This is a genomic window from Oceanobacillus alkalisoli, from assembly GCF_022213125.1.
GTDB classification, from domain to species: domain Bacteria; phylum Bacillota; class Bacilli; order Bacillales; family Amphibacillaceae; genus Oceanobacillus; species Oceanobacillus alkalisoli.
Genome location: NZ_JAKNRA010000008.1, coordinates 66,697 through 85,079, shown reverse-complemented (window position 1 = coordinate 85,079; position 18,383 = coordinate 66,697). Strand labels below are relative to the sequence as shown.

14 protein-coding genes are annotated in these 18,383 nt (G+C 42.4%); all 14 read left to right on the top strand.

The genetic code is table 11. The annotated features are described in order from the left end of the window. Positions 1-5: 5 nt before the first annotated feature. Complete coding sequence (gene purH / locus L3V42_RS11290) at positions 6-1,538, top strand: bifunctional phosphoribosylaminoimidazolecarboxamide formyltransferase/IMP cyclohydrolase (RefSeq protein WP_238472015.1); 1,533 nt, start codon at positions 6-8, stop codon at positions 1,536-1,538. A gap of 29 nt (positions 1,539-1,567) precedes the next feature. Then, a complete protein-coding gene (gene purD / locus L3V42_RS11285) occupies positions 1,568-2,815 on the top strand; it encodes a phosphoribosylamine--glycine ligase (RefSeq protein ID WP_238472014.1) in 1,248 nt (415 codons plus the stop codon). Positions 2,816-3,411: 596 nt separating this feature from the next. Continuing rightward, a complete protein-coding gene (locus L3V42_RS11280; protein WP_369412888.1) occupies positions 3,412-4,464 on the top strand; it encodes a DUF3048 domain-containing protein in 1,053 nt (350 codons plus the stop codon). A 48-nt stretch (positions 4,465-4,512) separates the two neighbouring features. Beyond that, the gene (locus L3V42_RS11275; RefSeq protein WP_235764035.1) at positions 4,513-4,812 is read left to right on the top strand and encodes a YerC/YecD family TrpR-related protein; all 300 of its coding nucleotides are present in this window, start codon (positions 4,513-4,515) and stop codon (positions 4,810-4,812) included. Between the two features lie 147 nt (positions 4,813-4,959). Continuing rightward, positions 4,960-5,661: a heptaprenylglyceryl phosphate synthase gene (gene pcrB / locus L3V42_RS11270; RefSeq protein ID WP_255771136.1), complete on the top strand. Its 702-nt coding sequence runs from the start codon at positions 4,960-4,962 to the stop codon at positions 5,659-5,661. 12 nt (positions 5,662-5,673) lie between these two features. Next, a complete protein-coding gene (gene pcrA, locus L3V42_RS11265) occupies positions 5,674-7,890 on the top strand; it encodes a DNA helicase PcrA (protein WP_238472013.1) in 2,217 nt (738 codons plus the stop codon). 14 nt (positions 7,891-7,904) lie between these two features. Beyond that, positions 7,905-9,908 carry an NAD-dependent DNA ligase LigA gene (gene ligA, locus L3V42_RS11260; protein WP_238472012.1) on the top strand — a complete coding sequence of 668 codons (2,004 nt, stop codon included), beginning with the start codon at positions 7,905-7,907 and terminating at the stop codon, positions 9,906-9,908. Between the two features lie 17 nt (positions 9,909-9,925). Beyond that, positions 9,926-11,056 (top strand): CamS family sex pheromone protein, encoded by a 1,131-nt coding sequence (locus tag L3V42_RS11255; RefSeq protein ID WP_238472011.1) that lies wholly within the window; start codon positions 9,926-9,928, stop codon positions 11,054-11,056. A gap of 380 nt (positions 11,057-11,436) precedes the next feature. Beyond that, on the top strand, positions 11,437-12,984 hold the full coding sequence (gene pruA / locus L3V42_RS11250) for an L-glutamate gamma-semialdehyde dehydrogenase (RefSeq protein WP_238472010.1): 1,548 nt from the start codon (positions 11,437-11,439) through the stop codon (positions 12,982-12,984). A gap of 207 nt (positions 12,985-13,191) precedes the next feature. Beyond that, a complete protein-coding gene (locus L3V42_RS11245) occupies positions 13,192-14,460 on the top strand; it encodes a helix-turn-helix domain-containing protein (RefSeq protein ID WP_238472009.1) in 1,269 nt (422 codons plus the stop codon). Positions 14,461-14,474: 14 nt separating this feature from the next. Next, positions 14,475-14,612 (top strand): hypothetical protein, encoded by a 138-nt coding sequence (locus tag L3V42_RS11240; protein WP_235764041.1) that lies wholly within the window; start codon positions 14,475-14,477, stop codon positions 14,610-14,612. A 243-nt stretch (positions 14,613-14,855) separates the two neighbouring features. Further along, positions 14,856-15,155, top strand: a complete 300-nt coding sequence (gene gatC, locus L3V42_RS11235; RefSeq protein ID WP_235764042.1) for an Asp-tRNA(Asn)/Glu-tRNA(Gln) amidotransferase subunit GatC — start codon at positions 14,856-14,858, stop codon at positions 15,153-15,155. 25 nt (positions 15,156-15,180) lie between these two features. After that, entirely contained in the window at positions 15,181-16,647 is a 1,467-nt protein-coding gene (gene gatA, locus L3V42_RS11230; protein WP_238472008.1) for an Asp-tRNA(Asn)/Glu-tRNA(Gln) amidotransferase subunit GatA, read from the top strand. Next, the gene (gene gatB, locus L3V42_RS11225) at positions 16,644-18,074 is read left to right on the top strand and encodes an Asp-tRNA(Asn)/Glu-tRNA(Gln) amidotransferase subunit GatB (protein ID WP_238472007.1); all 1,431 of its coding nucleotides are present in this window, start codon (positions 16,644-16,646) and stop codon (positions 18,072-18,074) included. Before gatA ends, gatB begins: the two co-directional genes overlap by 4 nt. The last annotated feature ends 309 nt before the right edge of the window (positions 18,075-18,383 follow it).

The following is an 18,383-nucleotide window of genomic DNA, read 5'->3' as shown; positions in this document are numbered from 1 at the left end:
TTTTCATGGGAAAAAGAGCGTTAATCAGTGTCTCTGATAAAACAAATATTACAGATTTTGCAAAGGAATTAGAAAAACTTGAGGTTGAAATTATTTCAACTGGGGGTACGTTACAAGCGCTTAACAGTGCAGGAGTAAAAGCTATCGCAATTGATAAAGTGACAGGATATCCGGAAATTATGGATGGCAGGGTGAAGACATTACATCCGAAAGTACATGGTGGGCTACTTGGAAAACGATCCAACACGGAGCACATGAAGGAAATGGAAGAGAACGAAATTGAGCCGATCGATATTGTCGTCGTCAACCTCTACCCATTCAAAGAAACATTACAGAAACCGGTCGTGTCAAAGGAAGAAATCATTGAGAACATCGATATCGGCGGTCCGACGATGCTTCGTTCCGCTGCGAAAAATTTTGAGGATGTACTTGTTGTCGTCGACCCGGAAGATTATCCGCGGGTGCTTGATGCTTTGCAGGAGGACGATACATCGAACGAACTTCGCCAGCACTTAGCGGCAAAAGTTTTCCGTCATACAGCAAATTATGATGCAATGATTGCGGGTTATTTTGCGGGAGAAACAGGGGAAGAGTTCCCGGAAACTTATACCGTTACATATGAAAAAGTTCAAGATTTACGCTACGGGGAAAATCCGCACCAGAAAGCAGCTTTTTACCGTGCACCGCTAGCTACGGGGATTAGTCTTGCTGGAGCGAAACAGCTACACGGAAAAGAGCTTTCTTACAACAATATTCAGGATGCGAATGCAGCACTTGAGATTATTGGGGAGTATGAGAATGCAGCAGCAGTTGCGGTAAAACATATGAACCCGTGTGGAATTGGAGTTGCTGCTAATCTGCATGATGCATACGAACTAGCGTATGATGCGGATCCGATTTCGATTTTCGGTGGAATTGTTGCACTTAACCGCGAAGTCGATCAAAGAACAGCGGCAAGTTTAAGTGAAATATTCCTTGAAATCATTGTAGCGCCAAGCTTTTCAAAAGAAGCGCTGGATATTCTGACAGAAAAGAAAAATATTCGCTTGCTTGAAGTGGATATGTCAGAGAATAAAGAAGTGACCCACAAGCTGACAAGTGTTGGAGGCGGTGTGCTTATTCAACATCAAGATACTGGGCAAGTTACAGCAGACGAGCTCAAAGTTGTAACGAAAAAGCAACCGACAGAACAAGAAATTGCTGATTTGCTATTTGCTTGGAAAGCAGTGAAACATGTGAAGTCGAACGCGATTGTGCTCGCGAAAGATAACCAGACAATCGGAATTGGAGCAGGTCAAATGAACCGAGTAGGATCTGCGAAAATTGCAATTGAACAAGCAGGAGAGAAGGCGAGCGGATCGGTGCTTGCGTCTGACGCATTTTTCCCAATGCCGGACACGGTGGAAAATGCGATTAAAGCAGGGATAACAGCAATCATTCAACCGGGCGGATCGAAACGTGACCAGGATTCGATTGATGTCTGTGATGAGCACGGTATCGCCATGGTTTATACAAATATGCGTCATTTCAAACATTAATTGAATTTCGGGAATAGAGGAGAGTAGCGATGAACGTATTAGTTGTTGGCCGTGGTGGCCGTGAACATAGCATTGTTACAAAGCTAAAGGAAAGCGAGCAGGTTACAAACATTTTTGCAGCACCGGGTAACGCGGGAATGGCAGGAACCGCTGCATGCGTGGCCATTGATGAGATGGATATTGCCGGGCTTGTAGCTTTTGCAAAAGAAAAGAAATGTGACCTTACTGTCGTTGGTCCGGAAAATCCGTTGAACGCGGGGATTGCCGATGCCTTCCAGGAAGCTGGCTTAAAGATCTTTGCTCCGACAGAAGCGGCAGCTCTTCTAGAAGGCAGTAAAAGTTTTGCAAAAGAGTTTATGAAGAAATATGATGTGCCGACTGCCGATTATGCTGTTTTCAATGATGTGGACGAGGCGAAAGCATATATTAAGGAAAAAGGCGCGCCGATTGTGGTAAAAGCAGATGGTCTTGCTGCTGGAAAAGGCGTTATTGTTGCGCTGACGGAAGCAGAGGCGGTTCAGGCGGTTGATGAAATGCTAGTATCAAAAGCCTTTGCAGAAGCTGGTGCGACTGTCGTTATTGAAGAGTTCCTTGATGGGAAAGAGTTTTCTCTCATGGCTTTCGTAAAAGAAGATAAGGTGTTCCCGATGGTGACAGCGCGCGACCATAAGCGTGCGTTTGACGGAGATGCCGGACCGAATACAGGAGGCATGGGGGCGTTTGCTCCGGCTGACGATGTGACAGAGAAAGATCTAGACTTTGCGATGGAGCATATTTTACTCCGGACGGCAAAAGGGATGATTGCAGAGGATCGTCCTTTTACGGGGATTCTATACGCAGGTCTCATTATGACGCAGGAGGGACCGAGAGTTATTGAATTCAATACGAGATTCGGTGACCCGGAAACACAGGTCGTTCTGCCGTTATTGAAAAATGATTTATACCAAGTATTCATGGATGTGATTGATGGTGTGGATCCTGAGCTTGTGTGGGAAGAAAAAGCTTGCCTCGGTGTTGTCGTAGCCTCTGAAGGCTACCCGGGTGCCTATACGAAAGGCATTACTTTACCAGCCTTGCCAGATGGAAAAAATCCATTTACCGTCCATGCCGGCACGACGCTGGAAAATGGTCAGCTTGTTTCAGATGGTGGGCGTGTGCTTCTCGTTGGAGCTGTTGCGGATACGCGAGACGGTGCGGCAGACCTCGTCTATGAATCAATGGGTGCACTCAAAGATTCAAAGGACTTCTTCTATCGTAAGGACATTGGTAAACTATAAACGAACTGGGACAAGGGATCTGTGATATGCTCCCCCTGTTCCAGTTTTTTTATGATGATCGCGCTCCTATATTATTTATTCGTTTATAAATCCCCTAAGTACCCAAACAATTTCGCTACTCTGTCATTCGGTCGGTTATAACTCATGTAAAGGTTTGACCGCCTCGCTATTCGATTCATTCGGTAGTTAATAGCTTCTGTAAACGCCTGAGTCACCCCGCTATTTGATCCACTCGGCCGCTTATACCCTTTCTAAACACTCGAACGACCTCGCTACTAGGTTCACTTGGTCGTTTATAGCTCTTCTAAACACCCGAACCACCCGGCTATTCGTCCAATCAGCAGTTAATAGATCTTTTATTCCCGAATAATACGTTCACCCATCATTCAGTAGTTAATCACTCTTCAAACGGTAGAACAACTTGCCAAGGCTTTAAACCTTCATACCCTTATCAAAGGGAAAACGTTAAGCTTTACAGTGTTAAAGTGATAAAGTATGATAAAGTATAGATGATTACAAGAAGAGGTGGCGAGCATATTCCCTAACGCGTATAATGAGGTTGAATTTACCAAAATACGCGAATAGAAAGTTGTGGGATGATGAGAAAATTAATATTTATTACCGTAATCATTGGAATTCTATTAGTCGCCTGCTCAAAGGACGATGGAAGTGCTTCGAACCATGATGAAAAAGGGACAGACAGAGGCGAAAAGGGCAGCATTGAACAAGGAAATGGGGAGAATCAATATCCTCTAACCGGGCTTTATATAGATGCCCCAGTTGATAACCGCATAATCGGTGTGATGGTGAACAACCATAGACAAGCACGGCCGCAATCGGGACTAGCCGAGGCGGATATCGTATTTGAAATTTTGGCTGAAGCAAAGATTACAAGATTACTTGCGCTTTTCCAAAGTGAAATACCGGAAACAATCGGGCCGGTGCGCAGTGCACGGGAATATTATTTTGACTTGGCAAACCGCTACGGATCCCTTTACGTATACCACGGGGCAGCAGATTTTATCGATCAAATGATTATTGATCAGGGAATCCCTTTCTTAAATGGTTCGACTTATGATAATGATGGCCAGTTATTTACACGGGACGATTCCCGAAAAGCACCCCATAACTCTTATTTATTAACGGATGCCATCAACGAGACGGCTGAAGGTAAGGGCTATGAAATGACAGTTGAATACGAACCATTACCATTTTTAAGTGATGAAGAAACTGCGGCAATCGAAGGGGAAGCAGCTGAACAAGTGGAAATTGTTTATAGTGAAAATCCACTTGAAACGGTGCAATATGTATTTGATGAGAGCAAGGGAACATATAAAAGATACAGTAATGAAGAGGAAACAGTGGACTTGAACACGGGAGCATCTGTTGAAGTCGCGAACGTGTTCATTATTGAAACGTTCCATGAAGTGGTTGATGATGCAGGTAGAAGGAATATTGACTTTGAATCTGGAGGAGATGCCTATCTCATCCAAAATGGTAGAGTTCAAGAAGTAGAGTGGCAGAACGATGATGGTAGACTTGTTCCAATGAAAGACGGGCAGCCGGCTGGTTTCATGCCGGGCAAGACATGGATTAATGTCGTGCCGAATGATCCGAGTATGGAACAAACCGTAACGATATCCAATTAAGCATAGATTGGAGCAAGTCTGCCCTAACGAGAATCAGGAGGGTTTTCATTGCAAATTGATAAATTAAGAGGAGAACAATTGGATCAATTATTTGATGCCATGTTATCATTAAAGAATCGTGAAGAATGTTATCAGTTCTTCGATGATTTAGCTACAATGTCGGAAATTCAGTCTTTCGCCCAACGATTGCAAGTAGCAAAAATGCTCTTGGAAGGTTCCACGTATAGCTCGATTGAAACGGACACAAACGCTTCGACCGCAACCATATCAAGAGTACGCCGATGCATAAACTTTGGCAGCGATGGCTATAAACTAGTCGTCGATCGCCTGAAAGAACAGGAAAGCTAATAAAAAAGACAGCAGGGGAGAAGCATCTTCTGCTGTCTTTATTACCTCTATAATTAATCCTTTCAAAATCCACAATAAAATCCTCAATTCCCAGCTTGTTTTTTGTTATAATAAATCAATGGAAGAACATAATGGAGGATGGAGCGGTTGACGAATCAATCTAATGTGTTAAAACAATGGAAGCATATCTTTAAATTAGATCCTGCGAAGCAAATATCTGATGAAGATTTGGATGCGGTTTGTGAATCTGGAACAGATGCTGTTATTATTGGTGGGACGGATAACATTACATTGGACGGGGTGCTCGATTTATTAGAACGAATAAAAATAAATCACCAGATACCTTGTATTCTTGAAGTTTCGGAAGAAGAAGCACTAACTCCCGGATTTGATTATTATTTCATTCCAATGGTCCTGAATTCCAAGGAAAAGAAATATATGATGGATGTACAGCATCAAGCGATAAAGGAATATAGTGATCTGATGCAATTCAGTGAGGTATTCTTTGAAGGCTACTGTATTTTAAATGAAGAAGCCAAAGCATTTACATACACGAATTGTTTTATGCCTGATACAGAGGACGTGCAAGCATACGCTTATATGGCGGAGCATGTATTCCATTTCCCGATATTTTATGTCGAGTACAGCGGGAAATATGGAGAAACGGAGCTTGTTGAAAAAGTAAGTGCTATACTGGATGATACGCTGCTTTTTTATGGTGGAGGAATTGAAACCAAAGAGCAAGCGGCGGAGATGAAACAACATGCAGATGTTGTAATTGTCGGCAACAGCATTTATACGAATATAAACGAAGCATTACAGACTGTGGATGCAGTGAAGAATAAATAAGGCGGTGGTAAAATGAGCCGGACAACGAATGAATTATTGACAGGACTTAATAAGGAACAACAGGAAGCAGTGAAGCATACGGACGGCCCTCTGCTCATTATGGCTGGAGCGGGAAGTGGGAAGACCCGTGTGCTTACTCACCGGATTGCTTATCTATTAGAAGAAAAAGGAGTCGCCCCACGAAATGTGCTTGCGATTACGTTTACGAATAAAGCTGCAAGAGAAATGCGTGAGCGTGTCATGCGTCTCGTTGGACCAGAGGCAGAGTTTATGTGGGTATCAACCTTCCACTCGATGTGTGTGCGGATTTTAAGAAGGGATATTGACCGGATTGGCTACAACCGGAATTTCACAATCTTAGACAGTGCCGATCAGCTCTCGGTTGTAAAGCAAGTACTTAAAAATATTGACCTTGACCCGAAACAGTATGACCCGCGGGCCATGCTCGGTCAAATCAGCTCGGCGAAAAACGAACTCATAACAGATGCAGAATTTGAACAGAAGGCCGGGAACTTTTTTGAACGGCAAGTGGCAAGAGTTTATTCCGGCTACCAGACGATGCTACGAAAAAACCAGTCCCTTGATTTCGATGATTTGATCATGCAAACGATTATTCTGTTTAAACGAGTACCGGAAGTTCTTGAATATTATCAGCGCAGATTCCAGTATATTCATGTCGATGAGTATCAGGATACGAACCATGCCCAATACTTCCTCGTGAAACAGCTTGCGAACCGTTATCAGAATCTCTGTGTTGTCGGGGATTCCGATCAATCGATCTATCGTTGGCGCGGGGCGGATATTGGGAATATATTAACTTTCGAAGAGGATTATCCGAGCGCAAGAACGATTCTTCTTGAGCAGAATTATCGCTCGACGAAATTCATCTTGCAGGCTGCCAATAATGTGATTGAAAATAACTCCGGCAGAAAACCGAAAAACCTCTGGACGGAAAATGATGATGGCAGCAAAATCACCTATTACGAGGGAACAACAGAACAAGATGAAGCATTATTTATAACGGATGAGATTCGTGGATTGATAAAAGACGGATACGGACCGGATGAGATTGCGATCCTTTACCGGACGAACGCCCAATCACGGGCAGTAGAGGATACACTTATGAAGTCGAACATATCTTACCAGATGGTTGGTGGGACAAGATTCTATGACCGGAAAGAGATTAAAGATATGCTTGCTTACTTACGTCTTATAACGAATCTTGATGATGATATAAGTTTTGAGCGAATTGTGAATGAACCAAAGCGTGGAATTGGTGCAACTACGGTCGAGAGGCTGAGAGCATATGCGGCGATTCATGATATTTCCTTTTTTGAAGCGGTAAAAGACGTAGACTTTACCGGTGTATCAAAAAGAGCCGCCCAATCCTTAGCAGAGTTCGGCGAGTTAATACAAAGCTTTGCCCAGCAACAGGATTTCTTAACTGCAACAGATATGGTGGAGCAAGTATTGGAACGTACCGGTTATGAGGAAATGCTGAAAAGGGAACAATCGCTTGAAGCCCAAAGCAGACTTGAGAACTTGGAGGAATTCAAGACGGTAACACAAGAGTTTGAAAAGAGTGCAGAAGAAGATAAAACCCTTGTTGCTTTTCTCACGGATCTCGCATTAATTGCAGATATCGACCGGATAGATGAGGAAGAGGAGACTGAACAGAAAGTTACACTAATGACGCTCCATGCGGCAAAAGGACTTGAATTCCCCGTTGTATTTTTAATTGGTATGGAAGAGAATGTCTTCCCGCACAGCCGCTCCATGTTTGATGAAGAAGAGATGGAAGAAGAGCGCAGGCTTGCGTATGTGGGAATTACTCGTGCGGAAAAAGTGCTCTATTTAACGAGCGCCAAAATGCGCACATTGTACGGTCGGACGAATATGAATCCGATCAGCCGCTTTATCCAAGAAATCCCGGAAGAACTGCTTGAAGGGATGGAACAGGCGAAGAAAAGCATGTTCGGAAGCTCCTTTGATAGGCGGACAGAAGAAACATCGCCACTGAAACGAAAAGCACGGCGCATGGTTCAAACATCCACTGCAGCAGATGAAGAATGGAAAGCAGGGGATAAAGCGAATCATAAGAAATGGGGCACGGGTACGGTTGTCCGTGTTCAGGGGGAAGGGGATAAGGTGGAGCTAGATGTCGCTTTCCCGGCACCGACAGGCATTAAACGCCTGCTTGCCCAATTTGCTCCGATAACGAAAGAATAGAGGTGCTTTTACTAGTGGATAAACAACTAGCAAAAGAACAGATTGATGCATTAAAAGAAGTGCTAAATCAATATGGTTATGAATATTACGTACTCGACAAGCCAACAGTGCCTGATGCAGAGTACGACGCGAAGTTAAGAGAGCTCGAAGAATTAGAAGGGAAGTTCCCTGAATTCATCACACCTGACTCGCCTACACAGCGGATCGGGGGCGCACCAATCGAAGGCTTTGAAAAGGTCCGCCATCAAGTGCCAATGCTAAGTCTTTCCAATGCTTTCAATGAAGAAGAACTCAGGGATTTTGCAAGACGGGTAACGAATGCCCTTGGCGAAAACTTCTCTTATATTTGTGAACTGAAAATTGATGGACTGGCTGTTTCCTTAACGTATGAGGACGGTAAATTTGTCCGTGGTGCAACCCGTGGAGACGGGACGGTCGGCGAAGATATTACGGTTAACCTGCGTACCGTAAGAAGTATTCCACTTACGATTAAAGAAAAGGAAACACTTGAAGTACGCGGGGAAGTCTTTATGCCAAAACCTTCATTTGAAAGATTGAACAAAGCAAGGGAAGACAAGGAGCAGGAGTTATTTGCGAATCCGCGTAACGCAGCAGCAGGTTCTTTACGCCAATTGGATCCGAAAATCGCTGCGAGCAGGAATTTAGATGTTTTTCTATATGCTGTCGGTGTTTGGGAAGATAATACGCTTCCAACCCACAGCGCGAGATTGAATCGTCTAAAGGAACTCGGTTTCAAAACGAATCCGGAATGGAGGAAATACGAAACAATTGAAGAAGTAATGGAATTTGTTCATTACTGGACGGAAAAACGTCCGGATCTGCCATATGAAATTGACGGGATCGTCATAAAAGTTGATGATTTAAATCAACAAGAAGAGCTTGGCTACACAGCAAAGAGTCCAAGATGGTCGATTGCCTATAAGTTCCCAGCAGAAGAAGTCATGACGAAGCTGCTTGATATTGAATTAAGTGTTGGACGAACAGGAGTTGTTACCCCGACAGGAATCTTGGAAGCCGTTCGAATTGCCGGTTCGACGGTAGGTCGCGCATCCTTACATAATGAGGATCTTATTCGCGAACAAGATATTCGGATAGGAGATACTGTCGTTGTTAAAAAAGCGGGAGATATCATTCCGAAAGTCGTTCGATCAGTAAAGGAAGAGCGGACAGGCGAGGAAGTAGAATTTACGATGCCGTCTCACTGTCCTGCATGTGATACAGAGCTCGTTCGCTTGGAAGAAGAAGTAGCCCTTCGCTGTATTAATCCCAACTGTCCGGCGCAATTGATAGAAGGAATGATTCATTTCGTCTCACGTAATGCGATGAATATTGACGGGCTTGGAGAGAAGCTTGTCATGCAGCTGTTTAATGAAGGGTTAGTACACACCATTCCAGATCTTTACCGTTTAGAGAGGGAAGAACTGCTAGAACTCGAACGTATGGGAGAAAAATCAGTATCGAACTTACTGCATGCAATTGAGGCATCTAAAGAGAATTCGTTGGAGAAATTACTATTTGGTCTCGGCATCCGTTTTATCGGTGAAAAGGCTGCGCAGATTCTATCCCAAGAGTTTGAAACGATGGAACGATTGCAACAAGCAACGTACGAAGAACTTGTTGCGGTTGATGAAATTGGAGAAAAAATGGCTGATTCCATCGAACAATATTTTTCTGAGGATAAAGTGAACGAAATGCTCCAGGAATTACAGGAACTCGGTGTGAATATGGAGTACACTGGACCAAAAAAGGTAAGTGAGGCAATGACTAGTCCATTCATGGATATTACAGTCGTCCTTACTGGAAAACTGGAACAATTAAGCAGAAATGATGCGAAAGCAAAAATAGAAGCACTTGGCGGAAAAGTAACCGGCAGTGTGAGCAAGAAAACAGGTCTTGTCGTAGCAGGTGAAGCGGCAGGTTCGAAATATGACCGGGCACAAGAGCTCGGAATACCAATCTGGAACGAAGAACAGCTACTGGAAGCGTTAGATGATTAGGCAAGGAGTGAAGAATAATGAAAAAGCTAACGGTTCTATTATTATGTGCCCTCCTTGTGCTTACAAGCTGTGCACCGTCACTGGATGATGAAGATGAAGTATTGCAGAATGAGGAAGACACAGAGGTTGAAACGTCCATCGTTCCAGGAAGCCGCTTAGGGGAAGAGGCTTATCGCATGATCCTCCCTTATCGGACGAGTGAAGCACGTGGTATCATTACGAATCAAGTGGCAAACCGCGTTGATATCGATGAGATGGAGGAGGGGTTGAGACGCCACTCCGTCGATGTGTTTGATCCGGAAGATTATTATTTTCAAGAAGGACGGTATTTGGATGAGTCGACCGTTATTAGTTGGATAGATGAGCTTAACCCGGATCGGCCGGAAAATTTGACGGACTGGGATAAGGAAACGAATGAAAATAACCCACGTATTTTCTCACATATTTTAGAACAAAATTATTTATTGCGAAGTGGTGAAGAGGACGATAACACCGTGCAAGTGGCAGGGATTTCGATCGGAATCGCCCTGAAATCCGTCTATCGTTATCAACTTGAACAAGGCGGAGATTATTTTTATTATGATGTTTCGATGAATGAGATGCTTGCAAAAGGTTATGAAATTGCAGAAACAGTTGTTGAACGACTGCGGGAATCGGAAGATGTTCCTGATGTGCCAATTCTAATCTCACTTTACCGGGAAGAAGCGCAAAACTCTCCTGTACCTGGAAACTATGTAACAAAAACGCTTGTACCAAGTGGTGATAACACGATTGGTAATTGGGAAGATATCGATGAAGAATATATTTTATTTCCATCTAATAAAGCGCGTAGTGAATATATAACAGACTATGAGAATTTCAATAACTTTGGAAATAAAATAGCTGAGTTCTTTCCAAATTATGTCGGAGCAATTGGCAGTGGTTTTTATGTTGATGGAGAACTCCAAAGGTTAACGATTGAAGTTCCAATCGAGTTTTACGGAAAAGCAGAAGTAATTGGTTTCACCCAATATGCCTATGACCGCGTCCAAGACATCTTCCCGAATTATTACGATTTGGAGATCAATGTCACTTCGAGCAACAATGTGGAAAGTCTTATTTACCGTAACGCTAAAGAAGAGCAACCGACGATTCATATCTATCATTAACATAACTAGACTTGAAGCTGAGACATATCTATTCTAATATGAGTTAAATCCGAACAGAACTGCTTACTAGCTCCGGGAATATACGAAGACTCCAGCAGGAGGAAAGGCATCGGTGAGACCCCGGAGGGCGGAATCCCAAGGAGGCTCACCAGCCGCCAAAGGATGCGCGAAGTATATTCCCGGAGCGGTGGTTGATACTCTTTCTTCATTTGTTCGGATTTATAATCATACCATGAAGTTATGTCCTAGGATCGAGTCTATTGCAGTTAAATGAAAGCGTTTTTATTTGAACGCTTTCATGAATTTCGTTACAATAATAGTTGGGAGTAAAGTAGAATGCAATATTGTATTGTAACAAAATCACGGAGGAGGTTTTTTACATGGTAGTACCATACAAACACGAACCTTTCACAGATTTTACTTTAGAGGAAAACCGCGAGAAGATGGAAGCTGCTTTGAAGCAAATCGAAGCAGATTTCGGTAAAGAATACCCACTTATTATTGGTGGAGAACGCATCATAACAGAAGATAAAATTAAAGTCGTAAACCCTGCAAATAAAGATGAAGTGTTAGGCTTTGTTTCGAAATCGAATAAAAAACTCGCGGATCAAGCGATGGAAGTTGCTGATGAAACGTTTAAAACGTGGAGAAAGTCGGATCCGAACTTCCGCGCTGGCATTCTATTCCGTGCAGCAGCAATTATACGACGCCGTAAGTTTGAATTCACTGCCCACCTCGTTAAAGAGGGCGGAAAACCGTGGAAAGAAGCGGATGCGGATACAGCAGAAGCGATTGATTTCCTTGAGTATTATGGCCGTCAAATGCTTAAAATAAAAAATGGTGCAAAAGTAAACAGCCGTCCAATCGAGCATAATCAGTTCCACTATATACCTCTGGGAGTAGGTCTTGTCATTTCGCCTTGGAATTTCTTATTCGCCATTATGGCAGGAACGACAACAGCAGCTATGGTAACTGGAAATACTGTTTTACTTAAACCAGCAAGTGCAACACCGATTATCGCTTATAAACTGATGGAAGTTTTAGAAGAAGCAGGTATGCCTAAGGGTGTTGTCAACTATATTCCTGGACCGGGAAGCGAAGTGGGCGACCATCTTGTAGAACATCCACGTACCCGTTTTGTTAGCTTTACTGGTTCCCGTGAAGTTGGTACACGTATCTTTGAACGTGCAGCTGTTGTCCAAAAGGGGCAAATCTGGCTCAAGCGTACGATTATCGAAATGGGTGGAAAAGATACGATTGTAGTAGATAATGAAGCAGATTTAGAACTTGCTGCAGAATCAATCGTTCAATCTGCCTTTGGCTTCTCCGGTCAAAAATGTTCTGCATGCTCACGTGCTGTCATTCATGAAGATGTATATGAACAAGTGAAGGATCGGGTGATTGAGCTCACGAATGAGCTGACGCATGGGGACCCATCAGACAATCGTCATTTTATGGGACCGGTTATTGATCAGGCAGCTTATGATAAGATTATGGGATATATCGAAATTGGGAAAGAAGAAGGAAAACTTGTTGCTGGCGGAGAAGGGGACGATAGTAAGGGCTGGTTTATTAAACCGACTGTATTTGCCGATGTTGGTCCGAAAGCGCGCATCATGCAAGAAGAAATCTTCGGCCCTGTTGTTGCATTAACGAAAGCGAAAGATTTTGATGAGGCAATTGAGATTGCGAACAATACGGAATACGGATTAACTGGAGCGGTCATAACAAATAATCGGGAACACCTGGAGCAAGCCCGTGAAGATTTCCATGTTGGAAACCTCTACTTCAACCGTGGCTGTACCGCAGCAATTGTCGGTTACCAGCCATTCGGAGGATTCAATATGTCCGGAACCGATTCCAAAGCAGGCGGTCCAGATTACCTCATTCAGCACATGCAAGGGAAGACAACGTCAGAAATGCTATAAATCTATGAAAAATGCCATTTTAATTGCTTGAAAAGTAATTTTAATGGCGTTTTTTCTTTTTGGAGGAAAATAGGAAAATTCCACCCTCGATAATCACTACTTAGAGACAGTAATTTTCCCAATATGAATTTTTTGAAATTATGCTATACTATAAATATATCAAAGATGAGAAGAGATAGTATTTTAGCAGAGGTGCAGGGGGAACTTATGATAGATATCGGCTCATTCATTAAAATGCAACGTACAAAACAAAAAATGACCTTGGGTGAGCTTGCAGAAGGAATTGTTTCCGTATCATACCTGTCAAAAATCGAGAATTTAAAGACAGAAGCAAGCCCGCATATTATTCAGCTCCTATGCAACCGACTTGGAATAAAACTCGGTCAAACAATGGATGATGTTATCGAGGAAAAATGTGAAAAATGGTTTAGCATGCTATTCTTTAACCAACAACAAGATGAAATTACGGAAGCATACGGAGAACTGCAGGAACTAATGGATACAAATTTATCAGATAATATGGTATTATTTGAAATCCATAAGATTCGTTATCATCTCCTCTTAGGAAAGAACAAGTCAGCGCTTGATCAGATTAATAAACTAAATAAGATGTCTACTTCGTTCGAAACTAGAGAGCTGTATTATTGGTTTAAATTTCGCGGGAATTATAATTCGCAAACTGGTGAAACAGGTATTGCGCTTGATAAATATTTAAAAGCCGAGGAATTAACGCGGAAACTCGAAGTGACAGATGATGAAATTGCGGATTTGCATTATACGATTTCCATTACATACAGCAAGTTAAGGCATACATTAGAAGCGATTGAATATGCAAACAAGGCACTTGACACATTCATGAAAAAGTATCATTTCATGCGGTGTGCTCAAAGTCATATTGTGTTAGGAATATCCTATCGCCGCATCAAAATGTATGATAAAGCGATTGAAAATTATAATCTGGCTAAACATCTTGCCGGTCTAAACAGTAATCAGGAACTCATTCAACTTACAAATCAAAATCTTGGCTATTTATATGCAACCCAAGGTAAGAATAAGGAAGCAATCAAATATTATTTAGAAATAGTAGACGATAACGTAATCAATGTTCAAGATAAAGTCGCTGCTATGACAGAACTGATTAAGGTTTATTATGAAATGGAAGAACTCGGGAAAGCGAATGAAATGATTGGCGAAGCTCTGGAATTATTGAAAAAGCATCCGAAAAACAGAGCATATGAATTTTATCATTATGTGATTCGCACATACCATTACTCGATTAATGATGAGGCAACGAAATTTGTGAATCTAGTCAAAGATAAATTCATCCCCTTTCTGAAAAAGCGGAAGGATTATGCTAATACGATTATCTTTGCAACAATGCTTGCCAAGCATTACGAAAGCATCCATAAATATAAGGATGCGACGAAATATTATAAACTCGCTAATGCTTCATATAAAGAGTTATCCAACATTTAAAGGAGGGATGTACAATGAAGAAGCTATTCTCAAGCCTTGCTTTAGCTGCTGTTCTCGTTTCTGGTGTCTTCCTTGCAGTAAATACAGATGCGGATGATTTAACATGGGGGGAGCGACATCCACCAATCTTCAATAATATAGGCGAATATTAATACTAGTACTTTCATCATTTTTTATTATCCCTAATAATGAAAAACAGTCTACCTGAAATGAGATTATTCATTTCAGGATTTTTTTGTCTAAAACAACCGAACGAGTGATTGGTTAGTTCTAGTACGCAGGGACTCCACATTTCTATGATAACTTGCGTGTGGTTAGACTTCTCTGCTATCATCATTAGTGATATAATAATAAAATGTAATAAATGAGTTAATTTGATAATGGAGGTTCAAGTGATGGCAGACAATATTTCAAAAGAACGCGTCATGCATGTTGCTGATTTGGCAAGGCTTCATATTACAGATGAGGAAGCAGAAAAGCTTGCGGAGGAGTTACAGTCGATCATTAAACATGCCGAGCAGCTCACAGAACTAGATACGACAAATGTTGAGCCAACAACCCATGTGATTCATTTAGAAAACGTGATGAGGAAAGATGAACCAAGAACGGATTGGATTACCCAAGAGGAAGCGCTGAAGAATGCTCCTGATCATAAAGACGGTCAATTCCGCGTACCATCTATTCTTTCTGAGTAATCGTTTAAATTAAGGAGGAAATCCCATGTCATTATTTGACCACTCGATTAAGGAACTTGAAGAGAAGCTACATAATAAAGAGATTTCGGTCCAAGATTTAGTGAAAGCTTCCTTTGATCGGATCAAGGAAGTAGATGATGAAATCCAGGCCTTTATTACGCTGGATGAAGAGAATGCCATGAAACAGGCAAAAGAATTGGACGAGAGTTCGAAGGAGAAGAGCCTTTTCGGTCTTCCAATCGGACTAAAAGATAATATTGTTACAAAAGGTTTACGCACAACAAGTGGAAGCAAGATATTAGATAACTTCAATGACCCGCTCTATGATGCGGAAGTTGTTGAAAAGTTAAAAGAACAAAAAACAATTACGATCGGTAAATTAAACATGGATGAGTTCGCGATGGGCTCTGGCACAGAGTACTCCGCATACAAAAAGACGAAAAATCCATGGGATACAGACCGCGTTCCTGGAGGATCCAGTGGTGGCTCAGCAGCTGCGGTAGCGGCAGGTGAAGTCATGTTTGCTTTAGGATCTGATACGGGTGGATCCATTCGCCAACCTGCAGCATTTTGTGGCGTTGTAGGAATGAAACCGACGTATGGCCGTGTTTCTCGTTTTGGTTTGGTTGCTTTTGCTTCTTCCTTGGATCAAATTGGCCCGATTACTCGTACAGTTGAGGACAATGCCCGGGTACTGGAAGTAATTGCCGGACATGATGAGAAAGACTCGACAAGTGCAAATCTTGAAGTACCTGAATTTACGGATGCTTTAACGAACGATGTTAAGGGTCTTAAAATCGCTGTGCCAAAAGAATATCTTGGTGAGGGTGTCACGCAGGAAGTTAATGATGCTGTTAAAGCAGCCGTTGAAAAGTACGAATCCCTCGGAGCGACTTGTGAAGAGGTATCCTTACCACATTCGAAATACGCATTATCCACTTACTATATACTCGCATCAGCAGAAGCGTCCGCAAGTCTTGCTCGCTTTGACGGTGTCCGATATGGTGTGCGTGCAGAAAATGTAGAAGACATGATTGATATGTACAAGCGTTCTAGAAGTGAAGGTTTTGGTGAAGAAGTAAAACGCCGAATTATGCTCGGTACGTTTGCACTTAGCTCCGGCTATTACGATGCTTACTATAAGAAAGCACAAAAGGTGCGTACGTTAATCAAAAATGATTTCGATAAAATTTTTGAAGAATATGATGTAATCCTCGGACCGACTGCACCAACAACTGCCTTCAAATTGGGCGAAGAAATAAATGATCCGCTGACAATTTATGCAAATGATATTTTAACCATCCCTGTAAACCTTGCAGGTGTTCCGGCAATTTCTGTTCCGTGCGGATTCTCAAGTGAAGGATTGCCGATTGGACTGCAAATCATCGGTAAACATTTTGATGAAGCGAATGTTTACCGAGCTGCTCATGCATTCGAGCAAGCGACAGACTTTCATAAACAACGCCCCGACATTGGAGGTGCGGCTAAATGAATTTTGAAACGATTATTGGTTTAGAAGTACACGTTGAATTAAAAACAAAATCTAAAATCTTCAGCCCAAGTGTCAATGCTTTCGGAAATCAGCCAAACGCGAACGTAAACCCGATTGACTTGGCTTATCCGGGAACACTTCCTGTACTGAATGAAGAAGCGGTGAATTTCGCGATGAAGGCGGCAATGGCCCTGAATTGTGAAATCACAACAAACATGACATTTGACCGTAAAAACTATTTCTATCCAGATAACCCGAAAGCTTATCAGATCACTCAGGACGAAAATCCAATTGGCCGGAATGGCTGGATTGAAATCGAAGTCGACGGGAAAAAGAAACGCATTGGAATTACCCGTATCCATATGGAAGAGGATGCTGGTAAATTAACCCACGGAGATGACGGCTATTCTTATGTCGACTTCAACCGTGCAGGTACCCCGTTAATTGAAATTGTCTCTGAGCCTGATATGCGTACACCGGAAGAAGCATATGCTTACCTGGAGAAATTAAAGAATATCATCCAGTACACAGGTGTTTCGGATGTGAAGATGGAGGAAGGTTCCTTACGTTGCGATGCAAACATTTCCTTACGCCCAATCGGTCAAGAGAAGTTCGGAACAAAGGCTGAACTGAAAAACTTGAACTCCTTTTCATTTGTTCAAAAAGGACTTGAATTTGAAGAGAAACGCCAAGAGAAGGTATTGCTTTCCGGTGGTGTAATTGAACAAGAAACCCGCCGTTATGACGAAAAGACAAAAGAAACGATTCTGATGCGTGTGAAAGAAGCAGCAGACGATTATCGTTACTTCCCAGAACCGGACCTTGTCAGTTTATATGTTGATGACGCATGGATGGAGCGAATCAAGCGTGAAATCCCTGAGCTTCCAGATGCACGGAGAGAACGTTACGTAAAAGAACTTGAACTTTCCGCGTATGATGCTGGCGTACTTACAAGCTCAAAGGAAATGGCTGATTTCTTTGAAGCAGCAATAGCAGAAGGCGCAGACATCAAACAAGCTTCCAACTGGCTCATGGGTGAAGTCTCCGCTTATATGAACAAGCATTTGAAGGAGCTTCATGATCTTGCCATCACACCGACATCTCTTGCAACATTAATCAAGCTGATTGAGGATGGAACGATTTCCTCTAAAATCGCGAAGAAAGTATTTGCAGAGATTGTGGAAAAAGGCGGTGACCCAGAGAAGGTTGTTCAAGACAAAGGTCTCGTCCAACTCTCAGACCCTGTGAAGCTGCAAGAAATTATCAATGGAGTGCTTGATGAGAATGAACAGTCCATCATCGACTTCAAGAACGGGAAAGACCGTGCACTCGGATTCCTCGTTGGTCAGACGATGAAAGCGACGAAAGGTCAAGCGAACCCGCCGATGGTGAACAAGATATTGAAAGAAGAATTAGAGAAACGTTAAGATGAACATAAACGGGGAACCTTGTAACAACAGGGTTCCCTTTTTCTCTGTATAAAAAATATTACATGTTGTTCTGGCTATTATACTTGGTGAAAGTGGGTTATTAGATAAAAGAATAGCCGACACTGTGAAACCTGTCTAGTAGAGAGTCTCTATCGGACAACAATTTAGCTAATGCCGTGAACTTGTCTCATAGAAGCGTTCTATCGGACAACAATTTAGCTGATCGTGTGAACTTGTCCCATAGGAGCACTCTAGCGGACAAAAAATGAACTAGTTCCGTAAAACTGTCTAATAGAAGTATTCTAT

Bases quoted from the DNA above. Each gene is read 5' to 3' on its own strand.
- purH (WP_238472015.1), top strand. From the start codon at position 6: ATGGGAAAAAGAGCGTTAATCAGTGTCTCTGATAAAACAAATATTACA.
- purD (WP_238472014.1), top strand. From the start codon at position 1,568: ATGAACGTATTAGTTGTTGGCCGTGGTGGCCGTGAACATAGCATTGTT.
- L3V42_RS11280 (WP_369412888.1), top strand. From the start codon at position 3,412: ATGATGAGAAAATTAATATTTATTACCGTAATCATTGGAATTCTATTA.
- pcrA (WP_238472013.1), top strand. From the start codon at position 5,674: ATGAGCCGGACAACGAATGAATTATTGACAGGACTTAATAAGGAACAA.
- L3V42_RS11255 (WP_238472011.1), top strand. From the start codon at position 9,926: ATGAAAAAGCTAACGGTTCTATTATTATGTGCCCTCCTTGTGCTTACA.
- pruA (WP_238472010.1), top strand. From the start codon at position 11,437: ATGGTAGTACCATACAAACACGAACCTTTCACAGATTTTACTTTAGAG.
- L3V42_RS11245 (WP_238472009.1), top strand. From the start codon at position 13,192: ATGATAGATATCGGCTCATTCATTAAAATGCAACGTACAAAACAAAAA.
- L3V42_RS11240 (WP_235764041.1), top strand. From the start codon at position 14,475: ATGAAGAAGCTATTCTCAAGCCTTGCTTTAGCTGCTGTTCTCGTTTCT.
- gatC (WP_235764042.1), top strand. From the start codon at position 14,856: ATGGCAGACAATATTTCAAAAGAACGCGTCATGCATGTTGCTGATTTG.
- gatA (WP_238472008.1), top strand. From the start codon at position 15,181: ATGTCATTATTTGACCACTCGATTAAGGAACTTGAAGAGAAGCTACAT.
- gatB (WP_238472007.1), top strand. From the start codon at position 16,644: ATGAATTTTGAAACGATTATTGGTTTAGAAGTACACGTTGAATTAAAA.